Annotated in this window: 20 protein-coding genes and 2 tRNA genes; 20 read left to right on the top strand and 2 right to left on the bottom strand. The window is 58.5% G+C overall.

Annotated elements, in window-relative coordinates; all coding sequences use genetic code 11:
- The first annotated feature begins 17 nt into the window (after positions 1-17).
- From AC1D19_RS16265 to AC1D19_RS16245, 5 genes are all read left to right on the top strand, one after another.
- Positions 18-2,249 (top strand): AsmA family protein, encoded by a 2,232-nt coding sequence (locus AC1D19_RS16265; RefSeq protein ID WP_477763795.1) that lies wholly within the window; start codon positions 18-20, stop codon positions 2,247-2,249.
- Positions 2,246-3,313 carry an A/G-specific adenine glycosylase gene (gene mutY / locus AC1D19_RS16260; protein ID WP_477763794.1) on the top strand — a complete coding sequence of 356 codons (1,068 nt, stop codon included), beginning with the start codon at positions 2,246-2,248 and terminating at the stop codon, positions 3,311-3,313. Before AC1D19_RS16265 ends, mutY begins: the two co-directional genes overlap by 4 nt.
- Complete coding sequence (locus AC1D19_RS16255) at positions 3,310-3,582, top strand: oxidative damage protection protein (protein WP_007989188.1); 273 nt, start codon at positions 3,310-3,312, stop codon at positions 3,580-3,582. Before mutY ends, AC1D19_RS16255 begins: the two co-directional genes overlap by 4 nt.
- 103 nt (positions 3,583-3,685) lie before the next feature.
- Positions 3,686-3,761: transfer RNA gene (locus tag AC1D19_RS16250), tRNA-Phe, on the top strand.
- A gap of 414 nt (positions 3,762-4,175) precedes the next feature.
- Positions 4,176-4,982, top strand: a complete 807-nt coding sequence (locus tag AC1D19_RS16245) for a TSUP family transporter (RefSeq protein WP_477763793.1) — start codon at positions 4,176-4,178, stop codon at positions 4,980-4,982.
- A gap of 29 nt (positions 4,983-5,011) precedes the next feature.
- Here AC1D19_RS16245 and AC1D19_RS16240 read toward each other — a convergent pair whose 3' ends face one another.
- Positions 5,012-5,461: a carboxypeptidase regulatory-like domain-containing protein gene (locus AC1D19_RS16240; protein ID WP_477763792.1), complete on the bottom strand. Its 450-nt coding sequence runs from the start codon at positions 5,459-5,461 to the stop codon at positions 5,012-5,014.
- A gap of 253 nt (positions 5,462-5,714) precedes the next feature.
- On the opposite strand from AC1D19_RS16240, the gene AC1D19_RS16235 reads away from it, so the two are divergent.
- The 6 genes from AC1D19_RS16235 (at position 5,715) to vapC (ending at position 9,534) form a co-directional block, all read left to right on the top strand.
- Positions 5,715-6,773 (top strand): PDDEXK nuclease domain-containing protein, encoded by a 1,059-nt coding sequence (locus tag AC1D19_RS16235; protein WP_477763791.1) that lies wholly within the window; start codon positions 5,715-5,717, stop codon positions 6,771-6,773.
- A gap of 68 nt (positions 6,774-6,841) precedes the next feature.
- Positions 6,842-7,816 carry an alpha/beta hydrolase family protein gene (locus AC1D19_RS16230; protein ID WP_477763790.1) on the top strand — a complete coding sequence of 325 codons (975 nt, stop codon included), beginning with the start codon at positions 6,842-6,844 and terminating at the stop codon, positions 7,814-7,816.
- Positions 7,817-7,852: 36 nt separating this feature from the next.
- Positions 7,853-8,269, top strand: a complete 417-nt coding sequence (locus AC1D19_RS16225) for a hypothetical protein (protein ID WP_477752655.1) — start codon at positions 7,853-7,855, stop codon at positions 8,267-8,269.
- Positions 8,270-8,275: 6 nt separating this feature from the next.
- Positions 8,276-8,728 (top strand): hypothetical protein, encoded by a 453-nt coding sequence (locus AC1D19_RS16220; RefSeq protein ID WP_477763789.1) that lies wholly within the window; start codon positions 8,276-8,278, stop codon positions 8,726-8,728.
- 168 nt (positions 8,729-8,896) lie between these two features.
- Positions 8,897-9,127, top strand: a complete 231-nt coding sequence (gene vapB / locus AC1D19_RS16215; RefSeq protein WP_223544571.1) for a type II toxin-antitoxin system VapB family antitoxin — start codon at positions 8,897-8,899, stop codon at positions 9,125-9,127.
- Positions 9,127-9,534 (top strand): type II toxin-antitoxin system tRNA(fMet)-specific endonuclease VapC, encoded by a 408-nt coding sequence (vapC, locus tag AC1D19_RS16210; protein WP_477763788.1) that lies wholly within the window; start codon positions 9,127-9,129, stop codon positions 9,532-9,534. The genes vapB and vapC overlap by 1 nt, the downstream gene beginning before the upstream one ends.
- A gap of 77 nt (positions 9,535-9,611) precedes the next feature.
- Here vapC and gabP read toward each other — a convergent pair whose 3' ends face one another.
- Complete coding sequence (gene gabP / locus AC1D19_RS16205) at positions 9,612-11,003, bottom strand: GABA permease (protein WP_477752658.1); 1,392 nt, start codon at positions 11,001-11,003, stop codon at positions 9,612-9,614.
- Between the two features lie 564 nt (positions 11,004-11,567).
- Between gabP and AC1D19_RS16200 the strand changes: the two genes are divergently transcribed.
- The 9 genes from AC1D19_RS16200 to AC1D19_RS16160 all read left to right on the top strand — a co-directional run bounded on the left by AC1D19_RS16200 (position 11,568) and on the right by AC1D19_RS16160 (position 18,925).
- Positions 11,568-12,341 (top strand): ABC transporter ATP-binding protein, encoded by a 774-nt coding sequence (locus AC1D19_RS16200; RefSeq protein ID WP_007972784.1) that lies wholly within the window; start codon positions 11,568-11,570, stop codon positions 12,339-12,341.
- Between the two features lie 13 nt (positions 12,342-12,354).
- The gene (locus tag AC1D19_RS16195) at positions 12,355-13,101 is read left to right on the top strand and encodes an ABC transporter substrate-binding protein (protein ID WP_477763787.1); all 747 of its coding nucleotides are present in this window, start codon (positions 12,355-12,357) and stop codon (positions 13,099-13,101) included.
- Between the two features lie 71 nt (positions 13,102-13,172).
- Complete coding sequence (locus AC1D19_RS16190) at positions 13,173-13,868, top strand: ABC transporter permease (protein ID WP_008046524.1); 696 nt, start codon at positions 13,173-13,175, stop codon at positions 13,866-13,868.
- Positions 13,865-14,554 carry an ABC transporter permease gene (locus AC1D19_RS16185; protein ID WP_477763786.1) on the top strand — a complete coding sequence of 230 codons (690 nt, stop codon included), beginning with the start codon at positions 13,865-13,867 and terminating at the stop codon, positions 14,552-14,554. The genes AC1D19_RS16190 and AC1D19_RS16185 overlap by 4 nt, the downstream gene beginning before the upstream one ends.
- Entirely contained in the window at positions 14,535-15,764 is a 1,230-nt protein-coding gene (locus AC1D19_RS16180) for a methyltransferase (protein WP_477763785.1), read from the top strand. Before AC1D19_RS16185 ends, AC1D19_RS16180 begins: the two co-directional genes overlap by 20 nt.
- A gap of 344 nt (positions 15,765-16,108) precedes the next feature.
- On the top strand, positions 16,109-16,933 hold the full coding sequence (locus tag AC1D19_RS16175; RefSeq protein WP_477763784.1) for an FkbM family methyltransferase: 825 nt from the start codon (positions 16,109-16,111) through the stop codon (positions 16,931-16,933).
- 78 nt (positions 16,934-17,011) lie between these two features.
- Positions 17,012-17,087 (top strand) — tRNA-Thr (locus AC1D19_RS16170).
- A 172-nt stretch (positions 17,088-17,259) separates the two neighbouring features.
- Positions 17,260-18,594 (top strand): tyrosine-type recombinase/integrase, encoded by a 1,335-nt coding sequence (locus AC1D19_RS16165; protein ID WP_477763783.1) that lies wholly within the window; start codon positions 17,260-17,262, stop codon positions 18,592-18,594.
- Between the two features lies 1 nt (position 18,595).
- Positions 18,596-18,925: a hypothetical protein gene (locus AC1D19_RS16160; protein ID WP_072434748.1), complete on the top strand. Its 330-nt coding sequence runs from the start codon at positions 18,596-18,598 to the stop codon at positions 18,923-18,925.
- The last annotated feature ends 812 nt before the right edge of the window (positions 18,926-19,737 follow it).

Below are 19,737 nucleotides of genomic sequence, written 5' to 3'. Positions count from 1 at the left end.
ATTACAAGGACTCGCCCATGAAAGCGTTCGGCAAAATCCTGGGTCTGGTACTTCTGGGGCTGTTGCTGATCATTGTGGCGCTGGGCTTTGCCCTGACCCACCTCTTCGATCCCAACGACTACAAAGACGAGATTCGCCAGATTGCCCGCGACAAGGCCCACATCGAGCTGACGCTCAATGGCGATATCGGCTGGAGCCTGTTCCCGTGGCTGGGCCTGGAGCTGCACGACGCCAGTGTGGCGACCCTGATCAAGCCTGCCGAGCCGTTTGCCGACTTGCAGATGCTCGGACTGTCGGTGCGCGTACTGCCGCTGCTGCGCCGTGAAGTGCAGATGAGCGACGTGCGCGTCGAGGGCCTGAACCTGCGCCTGAACCGCGACAAGGACGGTCACGGCAATTGGCAAGACGTCGGCAAGCTGCCGGCACCGGCCAATACCGACGCGACCAGCACCCCGCCGGCCGCTGGCGAACCTGCGCCCGAAGCCAGCGTCGCGGCGGAAAAACCGCCGCAACCGATTCGCCTGGACATCGACAGCCTGACCGTGAACAACGCACGGGTTGAATACACCGACGAACGAACCGGCAAGAGCTTCAGCGCCGAAAGCATTCAGTTGAGCACCGGTGCGGTTCACGACTCCGTCAACATTCCGCTCAAGCTCACGGCTTTCCTGTCAGCCAACCAGCCGGCATTGCGTGTGCGTACCGAGCTCAATGGTGAGGTGCGCATCGCACGCGCACTGCAGCGCTATCAACTCGAAGACATGAAGTTGTCCGGTGAAGTGACCGGCGACCCATTGCAGGGCAAGACCATGACGTTCTCCGCCCAGGGCCAGCTGGTGCTGGACAAGGCCGCCAACGTTGCCGAATGGACTGGTATCAAGATCTCCGCCAACCAACTGCGGGCACTGGGTGAACTGAAGGTCAACGACCTCGACAAGACCCCACAAGTCAGCGGCGGCATCTCGATTGCCCAGTTCGACCTGGCGAAATTCGTCGACAGTATCGGCCAGAAGCTCCCGGCCATGGCCGAAGGCAGCCTGAGCAAAGTCGAGCTGGTCAGCCGATTGGCAGCGACACCGACCAGCCTGGCGCTCGACGACCTCAACCTGAAAGTCGACGACAGCACCTTCAGCGGCCGTATCGCCGTCGAAGACTTCGCCAAGCAATCGTTGCGCGCAGCACTCAAGGCCGACACCTTCAACGTCGACCGTTACCTGCCACCGAAATCCGCCGAGGCCAATAGCGCGACACAAGTGCGTCAAGCCGAAGTCGCCAGCACCGAAGCCAATGCCATGGCCGGCGCGGGCAGCACTCCATTGCCACCCGCGCCGACCAAGGACGCGTGGAGCAACGAACGCCTGTTGCCCGTGGAACGCTTGAGCAAGCTCGATGTGGACGCCGACCTGACCTTCGGCCAGTTGACCCTGCAAAAACTGCCGATCAATAACGCTGCGCTCAAGGCCACCGGCCAGGGCGGCCTGCTGACACTGGCCAACCTGCGCGGCGACCTGTACGAGGGCAACTTCGAAACCACCGGCACGCTCGATGTACGCCAGCCAGTGCCGGCGCTGAACCTGCAGACGAAAATCAGCCGGGTACCGGCAGAAAAAATCCTCGAAAGCCAGGGCAAGAACCCGCCGGTCAAAGGCCTGGTCACGCTCAACAGCAGCCTGACCGGCAGCGGCAACAGCCAGAAAGCGTTGATCGAAACCCTCAACGGCAACGCCAGTTTCGTCATCAACAATGGCGTGCTGCTCAACGCCAACCTTGAGCAACAGCTGTGCAAAGGCATTGCCACGCTCAACCGCAAATCCCTCAGCGGCGAGCCGCGGGGCAAGGACACACCGTTCCAGGAGCTCAAGGGCAACCTGACCTTGCGTAACGGCGTGGCCAGCAACCCCGACCTGAAAGTGCGCATCCCGGGCATGACCGTCAACGGTGACGGTGACATCGATCTGCGAGTGCTGGGCATGGACTACCGCGTCGGCATCATCGTCGAAGGCGATACCAGCGCCATGCCGGACCCGGCCTGTCAGGTCGGCGACAAGTTTGTCGGCATCGAGTGGCCACTGCGCTGCCGCGGCCCGCTGGAGCTGGGCGCCAAGGCTTGCCGTTTGGATAACGACCGCATGAGCCAGGTCGCGGCCAAACTGGCTGGCGACAGGATCAGCGAAAAAATCGACGAGAAATGGGGCGACAAGGTCAACCCGAAACTCAAAGACGCGCTCAAGGAGCTGTTCAAGCGATGAGAGCCGAGCAGTTTTCAACGGCGGTGCTGGACTGGTTCGACCGCCACGGCCGTCACGATTTTCCCTGGCAGCAGGACATCAACCCGTATCGGGTATGGGTCTCGGAAATCATGTTGCAGCAGACCCAGGTCAGCACCGTGCTGAACTACTTCGACCGTTTCATGGCCTCGTTGCCAACGGTCGAAGCCCTGGCGGCGGCACCGGAAGACGAAGTGCTGCACCTGTGGACGGGCCTGGGTTACTACACCCGCGCGCGCAATTTGCAGAAGACCGCGAAAATCGTCGTCGAGCAGTACGGCGGCGAATTTCCCCGGGACGTGGAAAAACTCACTGATCTGCCGGGGATCGGCCTGTCCACCGCTGGCGCCATTGCCAGCATCAGCATGGGCCTGCGCGCGCCGATCCTCGACGGCAACGTCAAACGGGTGCTGGCGCGATTTACCGCACAAGAGGGCTACCCCGGCGAGCCGAAGGTCGCCAAACAGCTCTGGGCCAACGCTGAGCGCTTTACACCGCAGACCCGCGTCAACGCCTACACCCAGGCGATGATGGACCTGGGCGCCACGCTCTGCACCCGCAGCAAACCGAGCTGCCTGCTGTGCCCGCTGGAAAAGGGCTGTGAGGCGCACATGCTCGGCCTGGAAACCCGCTACCCGATCCCCAAGCCGCGCAAAGCCATCCCGCAGAAACGCACATTGATGCCGATGCTCGCCAACGGCGAGGGCGCGATCCTGCTTTACCGTCGCCCGTCCACGGGCCTGTGGGGCGGTCTGTGGAGCCTGCCGGAACTCGACGGCCTCGACGACCTGCCGCATCTGGCATCGCAGCACTCGCTGGAACTGGGCACCCAACAGGCATTGCCGAGCCTGGTGCACACCTTCAGCCATTTTCAGTTATCCATCGAACCCTGGCTGGTTCAGGTCCAGGAGTCCGGCCATCACGTGGCCGAGGCTGACTGGCTCTGGTATAACCTCGCCACCCCGCCGCGCCTGGGCCTTGCCGCCCCGGTCAAAACCTTGCTCGAACGCGCGGCCGCCGTATTGAACGCAGGAGAGTCGTCATGACCCGCACCATCATGTGCCGCAAGTACAAAGAAGAATTGCCAGGCCTGGAACGCGCTCCGTTCCCGGGCGCCAAAGGCCAGGACATTTTTGACCACGTCTCGCAAAAGGCCTGGGCCGACTGGCAGAAACACCAGACCCTGCTGATCAACGAAAAACGCCTGAACATGATGAACGCCGAAGACCGCAAATATCTTCAGGGCGAGATGGACAAGTACTTCTCCGGCGAGGATTACGCCAAGGCCGAAGGCTACGTGCCGCCGTCGGAATAACCCCGAGTTATCGGGGGTCGGAACGTAAGCGACGGTAATAATTAAATTTTTTTTGAAAACTTGCTTGACGACCCCCTGAAAAACCCGTTTAATGCGCCCCGTTGCCCAGATAGCTCAGTCGGTAGAGCAGGGGATTGAAAATCCCCGTGTCGGCGGTTCGATTCCGTCTCTGGGCACCAAATACCGAAAACCCTGAATCGCAAGATTAAGGGTTTTTTTATGCCTGCGATTTGACGAAGCACTGCTCCAGTCACCATCGAAGCGACAATTCCCACCTCCTCTCGCCACGCCAGCAAGTGCCCGTAATGGCTGCCGGGGCTGAGTCCACAAAAAATTTCAGACATTGGAAATCGGCCCTTCCTGGCAGTCTCTTGGTTTGTCGGAGCGTTCCGTATGCTTTAACGGAATTGGATGACATACGCTGATCGTCGGTTTGCACAGAATGGGCATTTTTGGCCTGTCGAAATTTTCGTCTCCTATCGTTATTTCAGAAGACCCGTTGAGGCTGCAGGGCTGACGTTTGCCACACGCCCTGACTGTTGAGTGGCCAGTCACACGGATGACTTGCCAATAATTGTAAAAGAGGGATTGGGATGTCTTGGGATGTAATTAGCCTATTGGCGCTCGTGGCGTTCTGCGCCGGTTTTTTTGATGCCATTGCAGGTGGGGGCGGGCTGATAACATTGCCTGCACTTTTTCTGGCTGGGATGGACCCCATCAGTGCGATTGCCACGAACAAGTTCCAGGCCGCTTCGGCAACTGTTTCGGCAACTGTAACCTTTGCTCGCAAAGGAATGATCGAGTGGCGCGAAGGCCGTTTCCTGGTTATCTGCGGATTTATTGGCGGCGCCAGTGGTGCCTTGCTGGTCAGCTCTATTGATAAGCGCTATCTGGAAGTTTGCGTACCTATCATGCTGATCCTGGTAGCCATCTATTTTGCGCTCTCTCCAAAGCTGGCCAATGAAGATCGACGCAAGAGAATCGGCATTCTGCTTTTTTCGTTTAGCGTTGCGCCGATTCTTGGCTTCTACGACGGTATATTTGGCCCTGGTGTGGGCTCTTTCTTTATCGTCGGATTCGTACTGCTCTGCGGCTTGGGCATGATGCGGGCCATGAGCTTTACCAAACTTGCCAACGCCTCATGCAATCTCGGCTCTCTGTCGGTCTTTATCACCAAAGGTGTGATTATCTGGCCGGTAGCCATTGCCATGGCTTTGGCAGCCTTCGTCGGCGCTCAATTGGGTGCACGGGCCGCTGTCCGGGTCGGACCACGGTTGATCAAACCCATGTTGATCGTGGTCTGCTGCGCCTTGGCCATCAAGCTGCTGAGCGTAGAAACCAACCCTTTACGCGTTGCACTCATCCAAGCGTACGCGGGTGTTAATAACGAAAAACCCTGAGTCGCAGGACCCAGGGTTTAGAGCTCTCGTTAACTCGCATCATTCCAGTGGAAAACCAGGTTACGGGCTGCACCACTGCCAACATCGACAACGTCCTGCCGTGTTTCGCCGTTGCGCGTCGCAATGACCGTGTATTTACCGGCAGGCAGATTCACGTAAACCAGCGGACCGGCGTCATTGAGCGTCAGCACGGTCTGCCCCGGGGCTTTCTGAATAACTACCTTCACGTCAGGAATGTATTTATTTTCCGTCCCAACAGAGAACGTCATGTGCAGGTTATAGCCGGTGGTCTGCTGGATGGCCTTGGACTCATCCTCGCCGATACCACCGGACAGGTAGGCGATGCCGTTTTGCTCATGGCTTTGCACCTGCACCCCCGAGCTGTCGATGGGCTCAAGGCTGGCGGCAAGTGACATCGCTGGAAACATCAGTACGCCTACAGCGGTGAGGGGCAACAGGAGTGTATGGAGGTATTTCATGATGACGACTCCCGGGCTCTGCAGAACCCAATCTTTACATCCATTGGATTTCCAACCGGAGGGAGGGGTTCAGATTGATTTGGCCTGAGTACGAAACGTACTACGCCATTTGTTCCGCAGCCCTCACCTGCCCTCCGACACGTCCTGCCAGCGAACCCGGCATTTCCTGCCTGTGTTTCAGCAACTCCCGGCATCTTCGAAGGGTGCTCACTTGTCATTCTCTTTCGCTGTTCAACCTGCTGCGGAAGACTTCATGACGGCCCTCACACCCAACGACACTCACGACCCACATCTCGCATCACTGCTTGGCAGCCTTGGCAAATTGATCCATCAGGCACGTCAGAAGGCGCTTCGGGCGGTCGATACCGTTCAAGTGCAAACCTGTTGGCAGATCGGGCGACATATTGTCGAGTTCGAGCAGGAAGGGGCTCGGCGTGCGAGATATGGCAAAGAGTTACTGTCGACCTTGGCCAAAGTGCTAACTGCGGAATTCGGAAAGGGATTTGACGCTTCCAACCTTCGGTATATGCGTCTGTTCTATCAAGCCTTTCCAATTCGTGACGCACTGCGTCACGAATTGAGCTGGACCCACTACCGCCGCTTGCTTCGGGTCGACAACGACAGCGCGCGCCTCTGGTACATGAACGAATCAGTCACCCAAAACTGGTCAAGCCGAGCGCTGGAGCGCCAGATCAATACGCTGTACTACGAACGCCTGCTGGCGAGCCGCGATCGCGGCAGTCTCAAGCAGGAGGCCGCCACCCACATTCAGAACATGAAGGCCAGCCCTCGGGATTTCATCCGTGATCCGGTGGTACTGGAGTTTCTTGGTTTACCCAATGCCGGCAAGCTTCAGGAAAGCGAGATCGAACAAGCGCTGATCGAACAATTGCAGGGCTTCTTGCTGGAACCGGGAAAGGGCTTCGCATTCATTGCCCGCCAGCAACGCATCAGTACCGACAGCAAAGACTTCTACATCGATCTTGTGTTCTACAACTACTTGCTCAAGTGCTTCGTCATCTTCGATATCAAGCGCGGTGAACTGACCCATCAGGATCTGGGGCAGATGGACATGTACTTGAGCATGTACGACGACCTCAAACGTGGCGCGCAAGACAGTCCCACCGTCGGCATCATTCTCTGCGCGCAAAAGGATGAATCCGTGGTGCGTTACTCAGTGCTGGAAGGCAACGAGCAACTGCTCGCCAGCAAGTACAAGCTTGTCCTGCCGAGTGAAGAGGAACTGCGTAACGAACTGGATCGGCAATGGGCGGCACTTGAAGAACGACTGCTCGATCAACAACCGCGTTGAGGCGAACGGATTGTTCATCAACGGCATCAAGACTATCGTTGGCAGCTACCCGCAAAGGACTGATGCCGATGAATTTGCAGGACACGCCTCCACCGGCCCCCACTCAAATCGAGTTGCCGCTGCCGATTACCACGCCCGGCAAACCATTCAAGGAAACCGCCTCGGACGGTTTCATCCTCGGTGGCTTCACCTGGCGACACCCCTCTCGGGACGCCGCTCGTCCGGTCGTGATCATCAATGCCGCCACCTCGGTCCGTTGTCGCCACTACTCGCGTTTTGCCGACTACCTGTTCGCCCACGGCTTCGATGTCATCACCTATGACTACCGCGGCATCGGCGAGTCGCGGCCGGCATCGCTCAAGGGGCTTCAAGCCTCGTGGAGCGATTGGGGAGCGCTGGATTTCGAGGCGATGCTCGAGCGCGCACAGCGTGAGTTCCCAAGGCAGCCTATCGATGTGGTCGGCCACAGCTTTGGCGGCTGTGCAGCGGGGCTGGGGGCGTCCGGGCACCTGATCCGGCGCCTGGTGACGGTCGGTGCGCAATTCGCTTACTGGCGCGACTATGCACCTGCCCATCGCTGGCGCATGTTCGCCAAGTGGCATGTGCTGATGCCACTGGTAACGATGATCTACGGCTACTTTCCGGGCAAACGCCTCGGATGGATGGAAGACACACCCGCCGGCGTGGTCCGTGACTGGAGCTTCTCCACTGCCCGTTTCGAGAAACGCTCCAGCGCCCGCACAATCAGCAAAACCGCCGGGCAGCTGCCCTTTGCCGGTGTCACCGCGCAAACCCTGGCCATCAGCATAAGTGACGACCCTTACGGCACGATCCCGGCCATCGATCGCCTGCTCGGCTACTTCACCGGCAGCACAAACTCTCACCTGCGCATCCATCCCGAAGACATCGGCGAAGAAGAAGTCGGACATTTCGCCTTTTTTCGCAGCGCATACCAAGCCACACTATGGCCCATTGCATTGGCCTGGCTGCAAAACGGCGAACTGGCCCCCGATACCCCCGGGCGGCGAGTACCGCGCAGCTAAGTCAATTGCCCTTTCAACGAATACGGAACGACGCCCATGGCCTCCGCCAACAAGCAGCAAAAACGCGCCTCCCGCGCCAAGGCCAAGGCCAAGCAGAACCGCACCCAGCGGGCTGCCGCGCCGGTGGAACTGGACCCGAACGATGATCGCATCGACTTCGAATCGGTGGACCTGACCGACATGTTCAAGGAGATGATCGACGCACAAAAGATCAGCCAGCAGGCCATGTGCGCGGCCTTTCTGGAACATCCGCTTATCGCACTGGTACTGGAGCAGGAAGGTGAGGAAACAGCGACAGACTTCATCCTCGCTGCTCTGATCGAATATCGCCAATGGTCGACCGAAACCGACGAAGCCAGCGCCCTGGCGTGGATCGAATCACCGGCCTTCCAGGCTGACTACGTGGCGGCGTCCGACGCCATTGCCGCGCAAACCCAACAGAAACCGAACTGAGTTCCCATGGCCTCCCTGAACAAGCAACAGAAACGCGCCAAGCGTGCAAAAGCCAAAGCCAAGCAGATCAATATCCACGGCCGCAAACCCGCCGCGCTGGACGATGACCTTGGCCACCTCGCCGAACCGATCCCGGAATACACCCTGGCGATGTTCAGCAAAATGCGCGACGCGGAAACCGTCAACCGCAGCGAAATGCTCTCGGTGCTGCTGACGAACCTCGCCTTTATCATCATCGACCATCCAGAACTGCTGGACATGGAAAACGCCGATGACGAAGGCATGGCCGCCACCCACCTGGCCGCCGACATGCTGATCGACTACCGCATGTGGGCCGACGGCATGGACCGCGACGCCGCCCAGGCATGGCTGAGCGAGCCGCAGTTCATCGCCGATTTCAGCGCTGCACTGGATGTCTACCGCGAGTCGCTGGAAGTACCGGAAGAAAAAGCCGAGTAAGGGTTACGACTCAAACAAAAACGGCCGCTCGTCATCACTGACAGCGGCCTTTTTAGCTCTGAATCGAGTGCTTTCCTTCCGTCAGGCACCGCGTATATCCCATTGACATATCCAGCGCAAAACCTATCCTTTGGACACATCGCGCCAGCAAAAGCGCAGGAGGTCCAAATGGAACAGACAACCCTTTTCATGAGCAATCGAAGCCAGGCCGTTCGCCTGCCGAAAGCTGTAGCCATGCCAAGCGACGTGAAACGAGTCGACGTCGTCGCCGTAGGTCGAAGCCGAATCATCACTCCCGCCGGTGAAACCTGGGACAGTTGGTTCGATGGCGAAAGCATCACGGCAGACTTCATGACCGATCGCGAGCAACCCGCCGAGCAGGAGCGTGAGTCGTTCTGATGATCAAGTACATGCTCGATACCAACATCTGCATCTTCACCATCAAGAACAAACCACAGGTGGTACGGGAGGCGTTCAACCGTCATCACGGCCAACTGTGCATCAGTGCGGTCGCGCTGATGGAACTGATCTACGGCGCGGAAAAATCAGCAGCGCCCGAAAAAAACCTGGCGGTCATCGAGGGCTTCGCCGCCCGACTTGAAGTCCTGCCCTTCGACAACGAAGCAGCAGCGCACACCGGAATGATTCGATCCGAACTGGCAAAGGCCGGCACACCCATAGGCCCGTACGACCAGATGATTGCCGGGCACGCACGCTCACGCGGGTTAATCGTGGTCACCAACAACCTGCGGGAGTTCGAGCGCGTTCCAGGGTTACGCGTAGAAGACTGGGTTCATGTCGACTGAACACAGAACAATCGACAGAAACAAAAACGGCCGCTCGTCATCACTGACAGCGGCCGTTTTGCATTACGCGGTATGGATCAGTTCAGCACCACCGCGCCGCGTTTTTCCAGGTTGCGGCGGCGAGCCACCAGCAAGCCGGCCGCTACCACCAGAGCACTGAGCAAGCCGGTCGCGAGAATTTCCACACGATGGGCTTCCTGGAACAGCATGATGGTCAGGGCCGCGACGATGAACACGATCACCGCGTAGGTCAGGCCCGGGAACAGCCACATGCTGAAGACGATTTTCTCACCGCGAGCCACACGCTGTTTGCGCATGCGCAGTTGCGAGATCGCAATCACCAGGTACACCAGCAGAGCAATAGCGCCGGAGCTGGCCAGCAGGAATTCGAACACCGCCGCCGGGGCCACGTAGTTGGCGAAAGTTGCCAGGAACGCGGCACCAGTGGACAGCATCACCGCCCAGTAAGGCGTACCACTTTTGTTGGTGCGGGTGGACATGGCCGGCGCATCGCCGCGCTTGCCCAGGGAGAACAACATCCGCGACGAAGTGTAGAGCGCCGAGTTCAGGCAGCTGGTCACGGCGACCAACACCACAATGTCGACGATTATCTTGGCATTCGGGATGCCCATGCGTTCAAGCACAGTCTGGTAGGAACCGAGGCTGGCCAGTACCGGGTCGTTCCATGGCACCAGGGCCACGACGATGAAGATCGACACGAGGTAGAACAAGCCGATCCGCCAGATCACCGAGTTGGTGGCCTTGGAGATTTGCTTGCCAGGGTTCTTCGACTCCGCGGCCGCGATGGTCACGATCTCGGTGCCCATGAAGGAGAACATGGTGGTCAGGATGGCACCCAACACCGCGCCCATGCCGTTTGGCAGGAAGCCCTGGGTGTCGAACAGATGGGAAACGCCGCTGACCTGGCTGCCCGGCAGGAAGCCGAAGATCGCCATGAGGCCCAGAACAATGAAACCGATGATGGCCAACACTTTGATCAGGGCAAACCAGAACTCGAATTCACCGTAGTTTTTTACGCTGAAGAGGTTGGTCACGGTCAACAGCATCGTGATGACCAGGGCGAAGGCCCAGATGTCCACACCAGGGAACCAGGCATGCAGGATGGTCGCGGCGGCGTTGGCTTCCAGTGGAATCACCAGCACCCAGAACCACCAGTACAACCAGCCGATGGTGAAACCGGCCCAATGACCGATCGCGCGGTCGGCGTAAGTCGAAAACGAACCGGTGTCCGGCGAGGCAACGGCCATTTCGCCGAGCATGCGCATCACCAGCACCACCAACATGCCGGCGGCGGCGTAAGCCAACAGAACAGCCGGACCTGCAGCGGCGATGGCGTGACCCGAGCCAACGAACAAGCCGGCGCCGATAACCCCGGCAATCGACAGCATGGTCACGTGGCGCGGTTTGAGCCCCTGTTCGAGGCCATTAGAGCTTTGGGTACTGCTCATTAAAACTACCTTTGTAAGGAGAAGCGAATGCGTGCATCCCGTTCGGCGATCCTTCTCGTAAAAAGAAGCCAACAGGGCGTTCTGGATTCTGCACGCAATAATTGCGCCAAAATATTTCAAAACCCTCTAACCCGGCGATCTCGCCTCGACCGGACAGTCATCGCAACCCATTGAATTTAATGGCACTTCGCCAGAGCGTTACCCTGCCACCCACTTTGTGGGGCGAATCAGCGCACCGGAAACACACCTGAAAATGGCTCCGCGCACATTAAAAGTGCACAAGAGGTGCATTTGGCCGGATAGCGCTTCCAACACCCTGTCAAAGCTGGCAACATCGCGCCTTTTTTTGCGGCAGCCGCCGCGCTTTTTATCGACAGGCAAGGTTCAAACGGCTGTTCGGTTGTTGATGGGGCGACAGTCTGCTGCACCGATGCGACAACCTGCCACACGCCAGCCGTTTACCGTCCGTAGCGCTGTTGGCTGCCATTGAAACGCTATGCTAGGTTGGCCGCCTCGCCAGGAAGGCCGCCAACAGCAGGAGCGCAACATATATGAGGAACGCACATGGCTGAGGCCACGCCCGCGCTTGAAATCCGCAACTTGCACAAACGCTACGGTTCGCTGGAGGTGCTCAAAGGCATCTCGCTGACCGCCCGCGACGGCGATGTGATCTCGATCCTGGGTTCCTCCGGCTCTGGCAAGTCCACGTTCCTGCGGTGCATCAACCTGCTGGAAAACCCGCACCAGGGCCAGATCCTGGTCGCCGGCGAAGAACTCAAGCTCAAGGCCGCGAAGAACGGCGAACTGGTGGCCGCCGACGGCAAGCAGATCAACCGCCTGCGCAGCGAAATCGGTTTTGTGTTTCAAAACTTTAACCTGTGGCCGCACATGAGCGTGCTCGACAACATCATCGAAGCCCCGCGCCGCGTGCTCGGCCAGAGCAAGGCCGAAGCCATCGAAGTGGCCGAAGCCCTGCTGGCCAAGGTTGGCATCGCCGACAAGCGCCATGCCTATCCCGCGCAACTGTCCGGTGGCCAGCAACAACGGGCGGCCATCGCCCGCACCCTGGCCATGCAGCCCAAGGTCATCCTGTTCGACGAACCCACCTCGGCGCTTGACCCGGAAATGGTCCAGGAAGTACTTAATGTCATCCGCGCGCTGGCCGAAGAAGGCCGCACCATGCTGCTCGTGACCCACGAAATGGGCTTCGCACGTCAGGTCTCCAGTGAAGTGGTGTTCCTCCACCAGGGCCTGGTAGAAGAGCAAGGATCGCCACAGCAGGTGTTTGAAAACCCGCTTTCGGCGCGCTGCAAACAATTCATGTCCAGCAACCGCTAACGGAGCTACCCACATGCAGAACTACAAAAAGGTCTTCCTGGCTGCCGCCGTCACCCTGGCGTTCAGCGCCGGTGCCATGGCCGAATCCCTGAAGATGGGCATCGAAGCGGCTTACCCGCCGTTCAACAATAAAGATGCCAGTGGCAATGTCGTCGGCTTCGACAAAGAGATCGGCGACGCCCTGTGCGCCAAGATGAAAGTCGAATGCACCGTCGTGACCTCCGACTGGGACGGCATCATCCCGGCCCTGAACGCCAAGAAGTTCGACTTCCTGATCTCCTCGATGTCGATCACCAACGAGCGCAAGCAAGCGGTGGACTTCACCGACCCGTACTACTCCAACAAGCTGCAGTTCATCGCCAAGAAAGACATCGACTTCAAAACTGACAAGGACTCCTTGAAAGGCAAGGTGATCGGCGCCCAGCGTTCGACCCTGGCAGGCACCTTCATGGAAGACAACATGCCGGGCGTTGAAGTCAAACTCTACGACACCCAGGAAAACGCCTATCTCGACCTGACTTCCGGCCGCCTGGACGGCATCCTGGCCGACAAGTACGTCAACTACGAATGGCTGAAAAGCGACGCTGGCCGTAGCTATGAGTTCAAGGGCGATCCAGTGGAAGAAAGCGACAAGATCGGTATTGCCGTGCGCAAGAAGGACCCGATCCGCGAGAAGCTGAACACCGCGCTGAAAGAAATCGTCGCTGACGGCACCTACAAGAAGATCAACGACAAGTACTTCCCGTTCAGCATCTATTGATACTGACCTGCCTGACCGGCGCCTGATGGCGCCGGTTCTCGGCCTGCCTGCCGCGACTTGAAAAGAAATCCATGATTATCGACCTCTACGGATTCGGCCCGGCGCTCGCCGCTGGCGCGCTGATGACTGTGAAACTGGCACTCTCGGCCCTGTGCCTGGGGCTAGTGCTCGGTCTGCTCGGCGCCTTGGCCAAGACTTCCCCGTACAAGCCGCTGCAATGGCTTGGCGGCACTTATTCGACTCTGGTTCGCGGCATCCCTGAATTGCTCTGGGTGCTGTTGATCTACTTCGGCACGGTCAACCTGATGCGTGCCCTGGGCGAGTTCTTCGGCAACCCCGACCTCGAACTCAACGCTTTCGCCGCCGGCGTGATTGCACTGGGCCTGTGCTTCGGCGCCTACGCCACGGAAGTGTTTCGCGGCGCGATCCTCGCCATCCCCAAAGGCCATCGTGAAGCCGGCGTGGCCCTGGGCCTGTCGAAGTGGCGCATCTTCACCAAGTTGATCATGCCGCAGATGTGGCGCATCGCCCTGCCCGGCCTGGGCAACCTGTTCATGATCCTGATGAAAGACACCGCGCTGGTGTCGGTGATCGGCCTGGAAGAAATCATGCGTCATGCGCAAATCGGCGTGACCGTCTCCAAACAGCCGTTCACCTTCTTTATGGTGGCCGCGTTCATGTACCTGGGCCTGACGGTGCTGGCGATGACCGGCATGCACTTCCTGGAAAAACGCGCCGCTCGCGGCTTCGCGAGGAGCACCCAATGAACTGGGAAGTCATCATCAAGTGGCTGCCGAGACTGGCCCAGGGCGCGACCCTGACCCTGGAACTGGTGGCCATCGCCGTGATCGCCGGTTTGCTACTGGCCATTCCACTGGGCATCGCCCGTTCGTCGCGCCTGTGGTGGGTGCGGGCATTTCCCTACGGCTACATCTTCTTTTTCCGTGGTACGCCGTTGCTGGTTCAGCTGTTCCTGGTCTACTACGGCCTGGCGCAGTTCGACGCGATTCGAAACAGCTCGATGTGGCCGTACCTGCGCGATCCGTTCTGGTGCGCCACGACGACCATGACCCTGCACACAGCGGCCTACATCGCCGAGATCCTGCGCGGCGCCATCCAGGCGATTCCACCGGGCGAGATCGAAGCTGCACGGGCACTGGGCATGTCCAAACCCAAAGCGCTGCTCTATATCATCCTGCCGCGCGCCGCGCGCATCGGCTTGCCGGCCTACAGCAACGAAGTGATCCTGATGCTCAAGGCCAGCGCCCTGGCCAGCACCGTGACCTTGCTGGAACTGACTGGCATGGCCCGCACCATCATTGCCCGGACCTACCTGCCGGTGGAGATCTTCTTCGCCGCGGGCATGTTCTACCTGGTGATGGCGTATGTGCTGGTACGCGGCTTCAAGCTGCTGGAGCGTTGGTTGCGCGTCGATGCCTGCCAAGGGCGCTGATACCGGCGTGTTGACGGGCGAGGCCCTGCTCGCCCGTTTCACCGCGCTGGATGCTTTTCTGACAGAGCATCAGGCACTGTGGAAACCTCGGCCGTTCACTCATCGGCAACTTCCCTGGGAAGCGTCCTACCCGGAGTTAGCCGCATGGCTACGCGAGCGAACGCTGGAAGACGCGGAAAACGCTCACAACCAACCTGCCCTCCTGAATGCACCGGAACCCTTTGCTTGCTTGGCAACGATGTCCGTTGCCTTGAGTGCCGTGGATGAATTGCCCGCACGCGCGCTTGAAGCGGCCGGCCATCGGTTGAACGTCGATGTGCCGGGGCGCAAATGGCAACAGATCGAAGCCTTCGCCAGTCGATTACAGTTTTCCGAGGCACCGCAGCATTGGCTGGACTGGTGCTCGGGCAAGGGACATCTGGGGCGCCGCCTGCTGCAAGCGGGGCAACAACTGACATGCCTGGAATACGACCCGGCACTGGTCACCAGCGGCCAGGCACTCAGCCAACGTCATCACCTGCACGCACTGCATATCGAACAGGATGTGCTCGCGGCAGATGCAGCTGCTTTACTGAGTGCGTATCACACGCCCGTCGCGCTTCATGCCTGCGGTGATTTGCATGTGCGACTGATTCAACTCGCCAGCGCAACAGGCTGCAAACAAATCGCCATTGCGCCGTGCTGCTACAACCGGATCGGTCTTGCCCAATACTCGCCGATTTCCTCAGCCGCCAAAGGCTCCGGCTTACAGCTTTCCCTCGACGACCTCGCATTGCCCATGAGCGAAACCGTTACCGCCGGTGCCCGCGTGCGACGTCAACGCGACACCTCCATGGCCCGGCGTCTGGGCTTCGACTTGCTGCAACGGCAACTGCGCAGCATGGACGAGTACCTGCCAACCCCTTCCCTGCCCAGCGCCTGGCTGGACAAACCCTTCGCCGATTACTGCCATCACCTGGCCGCACTCAAAGAGTTATCCACAATCGTCCCGCAAGATTGGCCAGCCCTCGAAGCCGCCGGTTGGCAGCGCCTGGCCGAAGTGCGCAACCTTGAACTACTACGCGGACTTTTCCGACGTCCACTGGAACTTTGGCTGGTCCTTGACCGGGCACTTTTCCTCGCCGAACAGGGCTACAGCGTCCGCATCGGCACCTTCTGCGAAACCCCGCTCACGCCGCGTAATTTCCTGCTCCTGGCCGAACGCGCTTAAACACATTCGACCTGTGGATAACTCTGTTGATGGAATTATCGTGGATCCAATATTCATGCCAGTTTCAGGGCTAAAACCATATTGTTCATTTTTTCTACACTCGGATAAAAAATCGAAAAAACAGGCATTTGCGGACAAATGAGAACGGATCCACAAATTCGACTTAAACCCAGTGCGCTGCCGATGGCATTGTGCATAAGCATTTAATCAAAACGACATAAATGCCTAATCCCGGATCGCAGACAGGGGAAATTGCACCGCTGCACTTCTCTTGATATACACAAACGCCAGGGCGCCAGCATGCGCGGCCACGAACAAGAACATTCTTCCGACAGGATGCGCCAGTGACTTTCATTTCTTACGCACAGAATTTCGAAGACATACGCCTGTGGCGCGCCCTCAAAACCGTCGAGAACGGCTTCTACATCGACGTCGGGGCAAACCATCCCACCCATGATTCGGTCACCAAGGCGTTCTACGACAACGGCTGGACCGGCATCAACGTCGAACCGATGCCCAACTACTACGAAGCCCTGTGCCAGCAACGTCCCAAAGACACCAACCTGCAATGCGCGGCCGGGGAAAGTGCTGACGACCTGACCTTCTACGGCATCGCCGGCACCGGCCTCTCGACCCTCGACCCGGCCATGGCCAAAATGCACAAAGACGCCGGCATGGACGTGCGCAGCCAAACGATCAAATCCCGCACCCTGACCTCCATCTGCGAAGAACACGCCCGGGGACGCGCCATTCACTTCCTCAAAATCGATGTCGAAGGCCACGAAGAAACCGTCCTGCGTGGCATGGACTTCACCCAATGGCGACCATGGGTGATCCTCATCGAAACCCCTTGGGCCCGCGACCAGACCTGGGAAAACCTCGTCATTGACGCCGGCTACCAATCCATCCTGTTCGACGGCATCAACACCTACTACCTCGCCGAAGAACACCTGAACCTCAAACCCGCCTTCGACATCCCGCCGTGCAACCTGGACGAATTCCAGTTCTGCAAAGGCCACAACTTCAGCCACCCCATCGGCGACACCGAACACCAGCTCGCCGCTGCCCTGCAACGCGCCGAACAGGCCGAAGCACAGCTGCGCGCAATGCAAAACAGTCGAACCTGGCAAGCCATTCAGAAACTCAAGAAAACCCTGCTGCGCGCCTGACCTGAAGCCCGAACAAAAATAGTCAGAATTCAGGGGTTTACAGAAGCCAACCAATCGCTATAATCGTCGCCCTGACACGCCGGTATAGCTCAGATGGTAGAGCAACTGACTTGTAATCAGTAGGTCCCGGGTTCGATTCCTGGTGCCGGCACCATACAAGGTTCCAGAGAAGGCTTTCAAAATCTCTGGAACCCCCGAAAAACCCGCCTCTTGGCGGGTTTTTTCGTTTTAGCGTTCCATCGGTTTCCGTCAGAAACTGGTGGATTCCAACCGTTTTAAGGGTAGAGTTTGGGATACAGGTCACTTCGATAAAAGGGAGTACCCTTATGTCGCGCACCACAGCTCCGCTCTCCGACGCAGCTTGCCGCTTGGCAAAACCTACAGACCGCGCCTACAAGCTTTTCGACGGCGATGGCCTCTACCTCCTAGTCCAACCCAATGGCCGCAAAGGCTGGCGGCTCCGTTACGTCAAACCTGACGGACGCGAAGGACTGACCTCGTTCGGCAACTACCCCGTCATTGGCCTCGCCGATGCGCGCCGCAAGCGCTTGGAAGTTAAGCGAATGCTGGCGGATGGCGTTGATCCTATAGAGACCAAGCACCAAGCCAAGGCGGAAGCCGTAATCAAAGGCAGAACCTTTGAAAGCGTTGCGCTGGACTGGCACACGGAAATGTCGGCCAAGTGGGCACCAGGCCACTCCAAGACAGTGATGAGCCGCCTCAAAACCCACGTGTTCCCGCTGATCGGCGCCCGCGCCATTGTCGACCTCGACACCCATGACCTCATGCAGCCCTTGGAAGCGATCAAGAAGCGCGGAACGATAGACGTCGCTTTAAGGGTACAAAACTACCTGCAGAGCATCATGCGCGAGGCAAAACGCCTCCGGCTTATCACCGTAAACCCTGCCTACGATCTCGAAGGCTCGATCAAAGCCCCGCGGGTGGTACATCGCCCCGCTCTACCCTTATCGCGACTGCCGGAACTGCAGGAGCGGATCGACACCTATAAAGGCCGGGCACTTACCCGTCTGACGGTGATGCTGTCGCTGCATGTGTTTGTACGATCCAGCGAGCTGCGTTTCGCACGCTGGAGCGAGTTCGACCTCAAGCGCGGCACCTGGGAGATACCGGACACTCGACCCGCGTTGGAGGGAGTACCCTTTTCCACAAGGGGTACGAAGATGGCAGGGGATATCCATTTAGTACCCTTATCGCCGCAAGCAGTGGCGCTACTCGAAAAAATCCATGCACTCACAGGCAAATTCGCATTGGTCTTCGCAGGGGATGCCAAACCTTGGAAGCCCATGTCCGAAAATACCGTGAACAACGCGCTTCGGACGATGGGATACGACACCAAAACCGATATCTGCGGGCATGGATTTCGTTCGATGGCCTGCAGCGCACTGATCGAGTCAGGATTGTGGTCGGAGACAGCCATTGAACGGCAGATGAGCCACAAGGAGCGCAACAACGTCCGCGCCGCTTACATCCATAAGGCAGAGTTCATCGAGGAGCGCAGGCTGATCATGAACTGGTGGAGTCGGTATCTGGAGGCCAACCGGCAGGAGCATGTCACTCCACACGAATTCGCCAACCAGATTGGAGATAACGTTACTCGGATAAAGGCGAAGCCTGGCATTGGCGCAGAGAGGAGGAGTTGATATGGATATCTCAACCGCACAAAGCATCAAGCTCGCCATTGTGTCGGCAACCGGACTGTCAAAAGACGCGCTGCATATTTATTTGGGCATGGCGATCTATTTAACGTTGATCGTCGGCACCCGACGATTCAGGCCATACCTTGGCTGGCTGGTTGTTTTCATCATTGCGTGTGCTGGCGAGTGGGTAGATCGGCGAGACGATATTGGAAGCTTCGGATACTGGCGCTGGCAGGCAAGCGCTCACGACGTTCTCAACACGTTGTTTTGGCCGACGGTGCTAACACTGCTTTGGCTTTTAAAGTGCCGCAGTAAAGTAAGCGTACATCCGTAAGACTCTCGCAATCTGCTCTGCCACGCGGGTCCATCCAAACAGGGCTGCAAAGCCGCCCTGCTTGGATGGACCTCACTTAAAAATCTAAAGCCCACACAACTGTCTGTGGAAAACCACTGATTTCCACCGGTGGATAATTTCATCCACAGCCGCAGAACTCCCGAAAATTGGAGTCTTGACCCGAATTATCCACAGGCGTAGAAAAGATCGGGCAAAGCGCTGTCGTCGACAGCAACCCAGGTAGCCAGAACCTTTAAGGCTACGCCACACCGTGGTGGTTCTCCCAAAGTGCGATTAGCGTCCGGCGGCTCGCACGGTCACAGCGATGTGATGGATGCCTACTTTTATCAGTGTGCCCACTGCGGCAACTCATACTCTTTCATAGCTGCCCTGCAGCAACCTATTCGCTTGGCCATTTTCTTGCGCCAACCTGCGCCCGTCTCTTTCTTCCGGAAAGAGACGGGCGCTCCTACCGCTGCTGCAGCCCAACTCGTACAAGGCATTGCGGCATTTCCCCTCGTGACAATCGGCGTGACAAACACCGAAGTCACCAGCAACAGCGATGCAGGTGATGGTGCTGCAGCCCAGGGAATGGACTGCACCTGACTGACAGTCAGGCATGCCCCGGTCATCGCTTCACTGCCTTCACCCGACTCAGGATCTCGCGGCGCCGGCCTCGTCAGCCAGCGCAGCCTCCACCCGCCCACCGATAACGGTGTTCAGGAGGCCAGATCATGAGATGCCCAAGCTCCCGGTCGTAAAGAGCCGCCAGTCCCGCGTTAGTGGACAACCCTCACAGGTCGCAGGGGCCT

This window comes from Pseudomonas sp. P1_C12 (assembly GCF_056406435.1).
Note: the sequence above shows the minus strand (reverse complement) of the source record. Positions and strands in the feature narration are given on the sequence as shown.

What these genes read in the sequence shown, in the direction of transcription:
- AC1D19_RS16265 (WP_477763795.1), top strand. Translation starts at nt 18, where the DNA reads ATGAAAGCGTTCGGCAAAATCCTGGGTCTGGTACTTCTGGGGCTGTTG.
- mutY (WP_477763794.1), top strand. Translation starts at nt 2,246, where the DNA reads ATGAGAGCCGAGCAGTTTTCAACGGCGGTGCTGGACTGGTTCGACCGC.
- AC1D19_RS16255 (WP_007989188.1), top strand. Translation starts at nt 3,310, where the DNA reads ATGACCCGCACCATCATGTGCCGCAAGTACAAAGAAGAATTGCCAGGC.
- AC1D19_RS16245 (WP_477763793.1), top strand. Translation starts at nt 4,176, where the DNA reads ATGTCTTGGGATGTAATTAGCCTATTGGCGCTCGTGGCGTTCTGCGCC.
- AC1D19_RS16240 (WP_477763792.1), bottom strand. Translation starts at nt 5,461, where the DNA reads ATGAAATACCTCCATACACTCCTGTTGCCCCTCACCGCTGTAGGCGTA.
- AC1D19_RS16235 (WP_477763791.1), top strand. Translation starts at nt 5,715, where the DNA reads ATGACGGCCCTCACACCCAACGACACTCACGACCCACATCTCGCATCA.
- AC1D19_RS16230 (WP_477763790.1), top strand. Translation starts at nt 6,842, where the DNA reads ATGAATTTGCAGGACACGCCTCCACCGGCCCCCACTCAAATCGAGTTG.
- AC1D19_RS16225 (WP_477752655.1), top strand. Translation starts at nt 7,853, where the DNA reads ATGGCCTCCGCCAACAAGCAGCAAAAACGCGCCTCCCGCGCCAAGGCC.
- AC1D19_RS16220 (WP_477763789.1), top strand. Translation starts at nt 8,276, where the DNA reads ATGGCCTCCCTGAACAAGCAACAGAAACGCGCCAAGCGTGCAAAAGCC.
- vapB (WP_223544571.1), top strand. Translation starts at nt 8,897, where the DNA reads ATGGAACAGACAACCCTTTTCATGAGCAATCGAAGCCAGGCCGTTCGC.
- vapC (WP_477763788.1), top strand. Translation starts at nt 9,127, where the DNA reads ATGATCAAGTACATGCTCGATACCAACATCTGCATCTTCACCATCAAG.
- gabP (WP_477752658.1), bottom strand. Translation starts at nt 11,003, where the DNA reads ATGAGCAGTACCCAAAGCTCTAATGGCCTCGAACAGGGGCTCAAACCG.
- AC1D19_RS16200 (WP_007972784.1), top strand. Translation starts at nt 11,568, where the DNA reads ATGGCTGAGGCCACGCCCGCGCTTGAAATCCGCAACTTGCACAAACGC.
- AC1D19_RS16195 (WP_477763787.1), top strand. Translation starts at nt 12,355, where the DNA reads ATGCAGAACTACAAAAAGGTCTTCCTGGCTGCCGCCGTCACCCTGGCG.
- AC1D19_RS16190 (WP_008046524.1), top strand. Translation starts at nt 13,173, where the DNA reads ATGATTATCGACCTCTACGGATTCGGCCCGGCGCTCGCCGCTGGCGCG.
- AC1D19_RS16185 (WP_477763786.1), top strand. Translation starts at nt 13,865, where the DNA reads ATGAACTGGGAAGTCATCATCAAGTGGCTGCCGAGACTGGCCCAGGGC.
- AC1D19_RS16180 (WP_477763785.1), top strand. Translation starts at nt 14,535, where the DNA reads ATGCCTGCCAAGGGCGCTGATACCGGCGTGTTGACGGGCGAGGCCCTG.
- AC1D19_RS16165 (WP_477763783.1), top strand. Translation starts at nt 17,260, where the DNA reads ATGTCGCGCACCACAGCTCCGCTCTCCGACGCAGCTTGCCGCTTGGCA.
- AC1D19_RS16160 (WP_072434748.1), top strand. Translation starts at nt 18,596, where the DNA reads ATGGATATCTCAACCGCACAAAGCATCAAGCTCGCCATTGTGTCGGCA.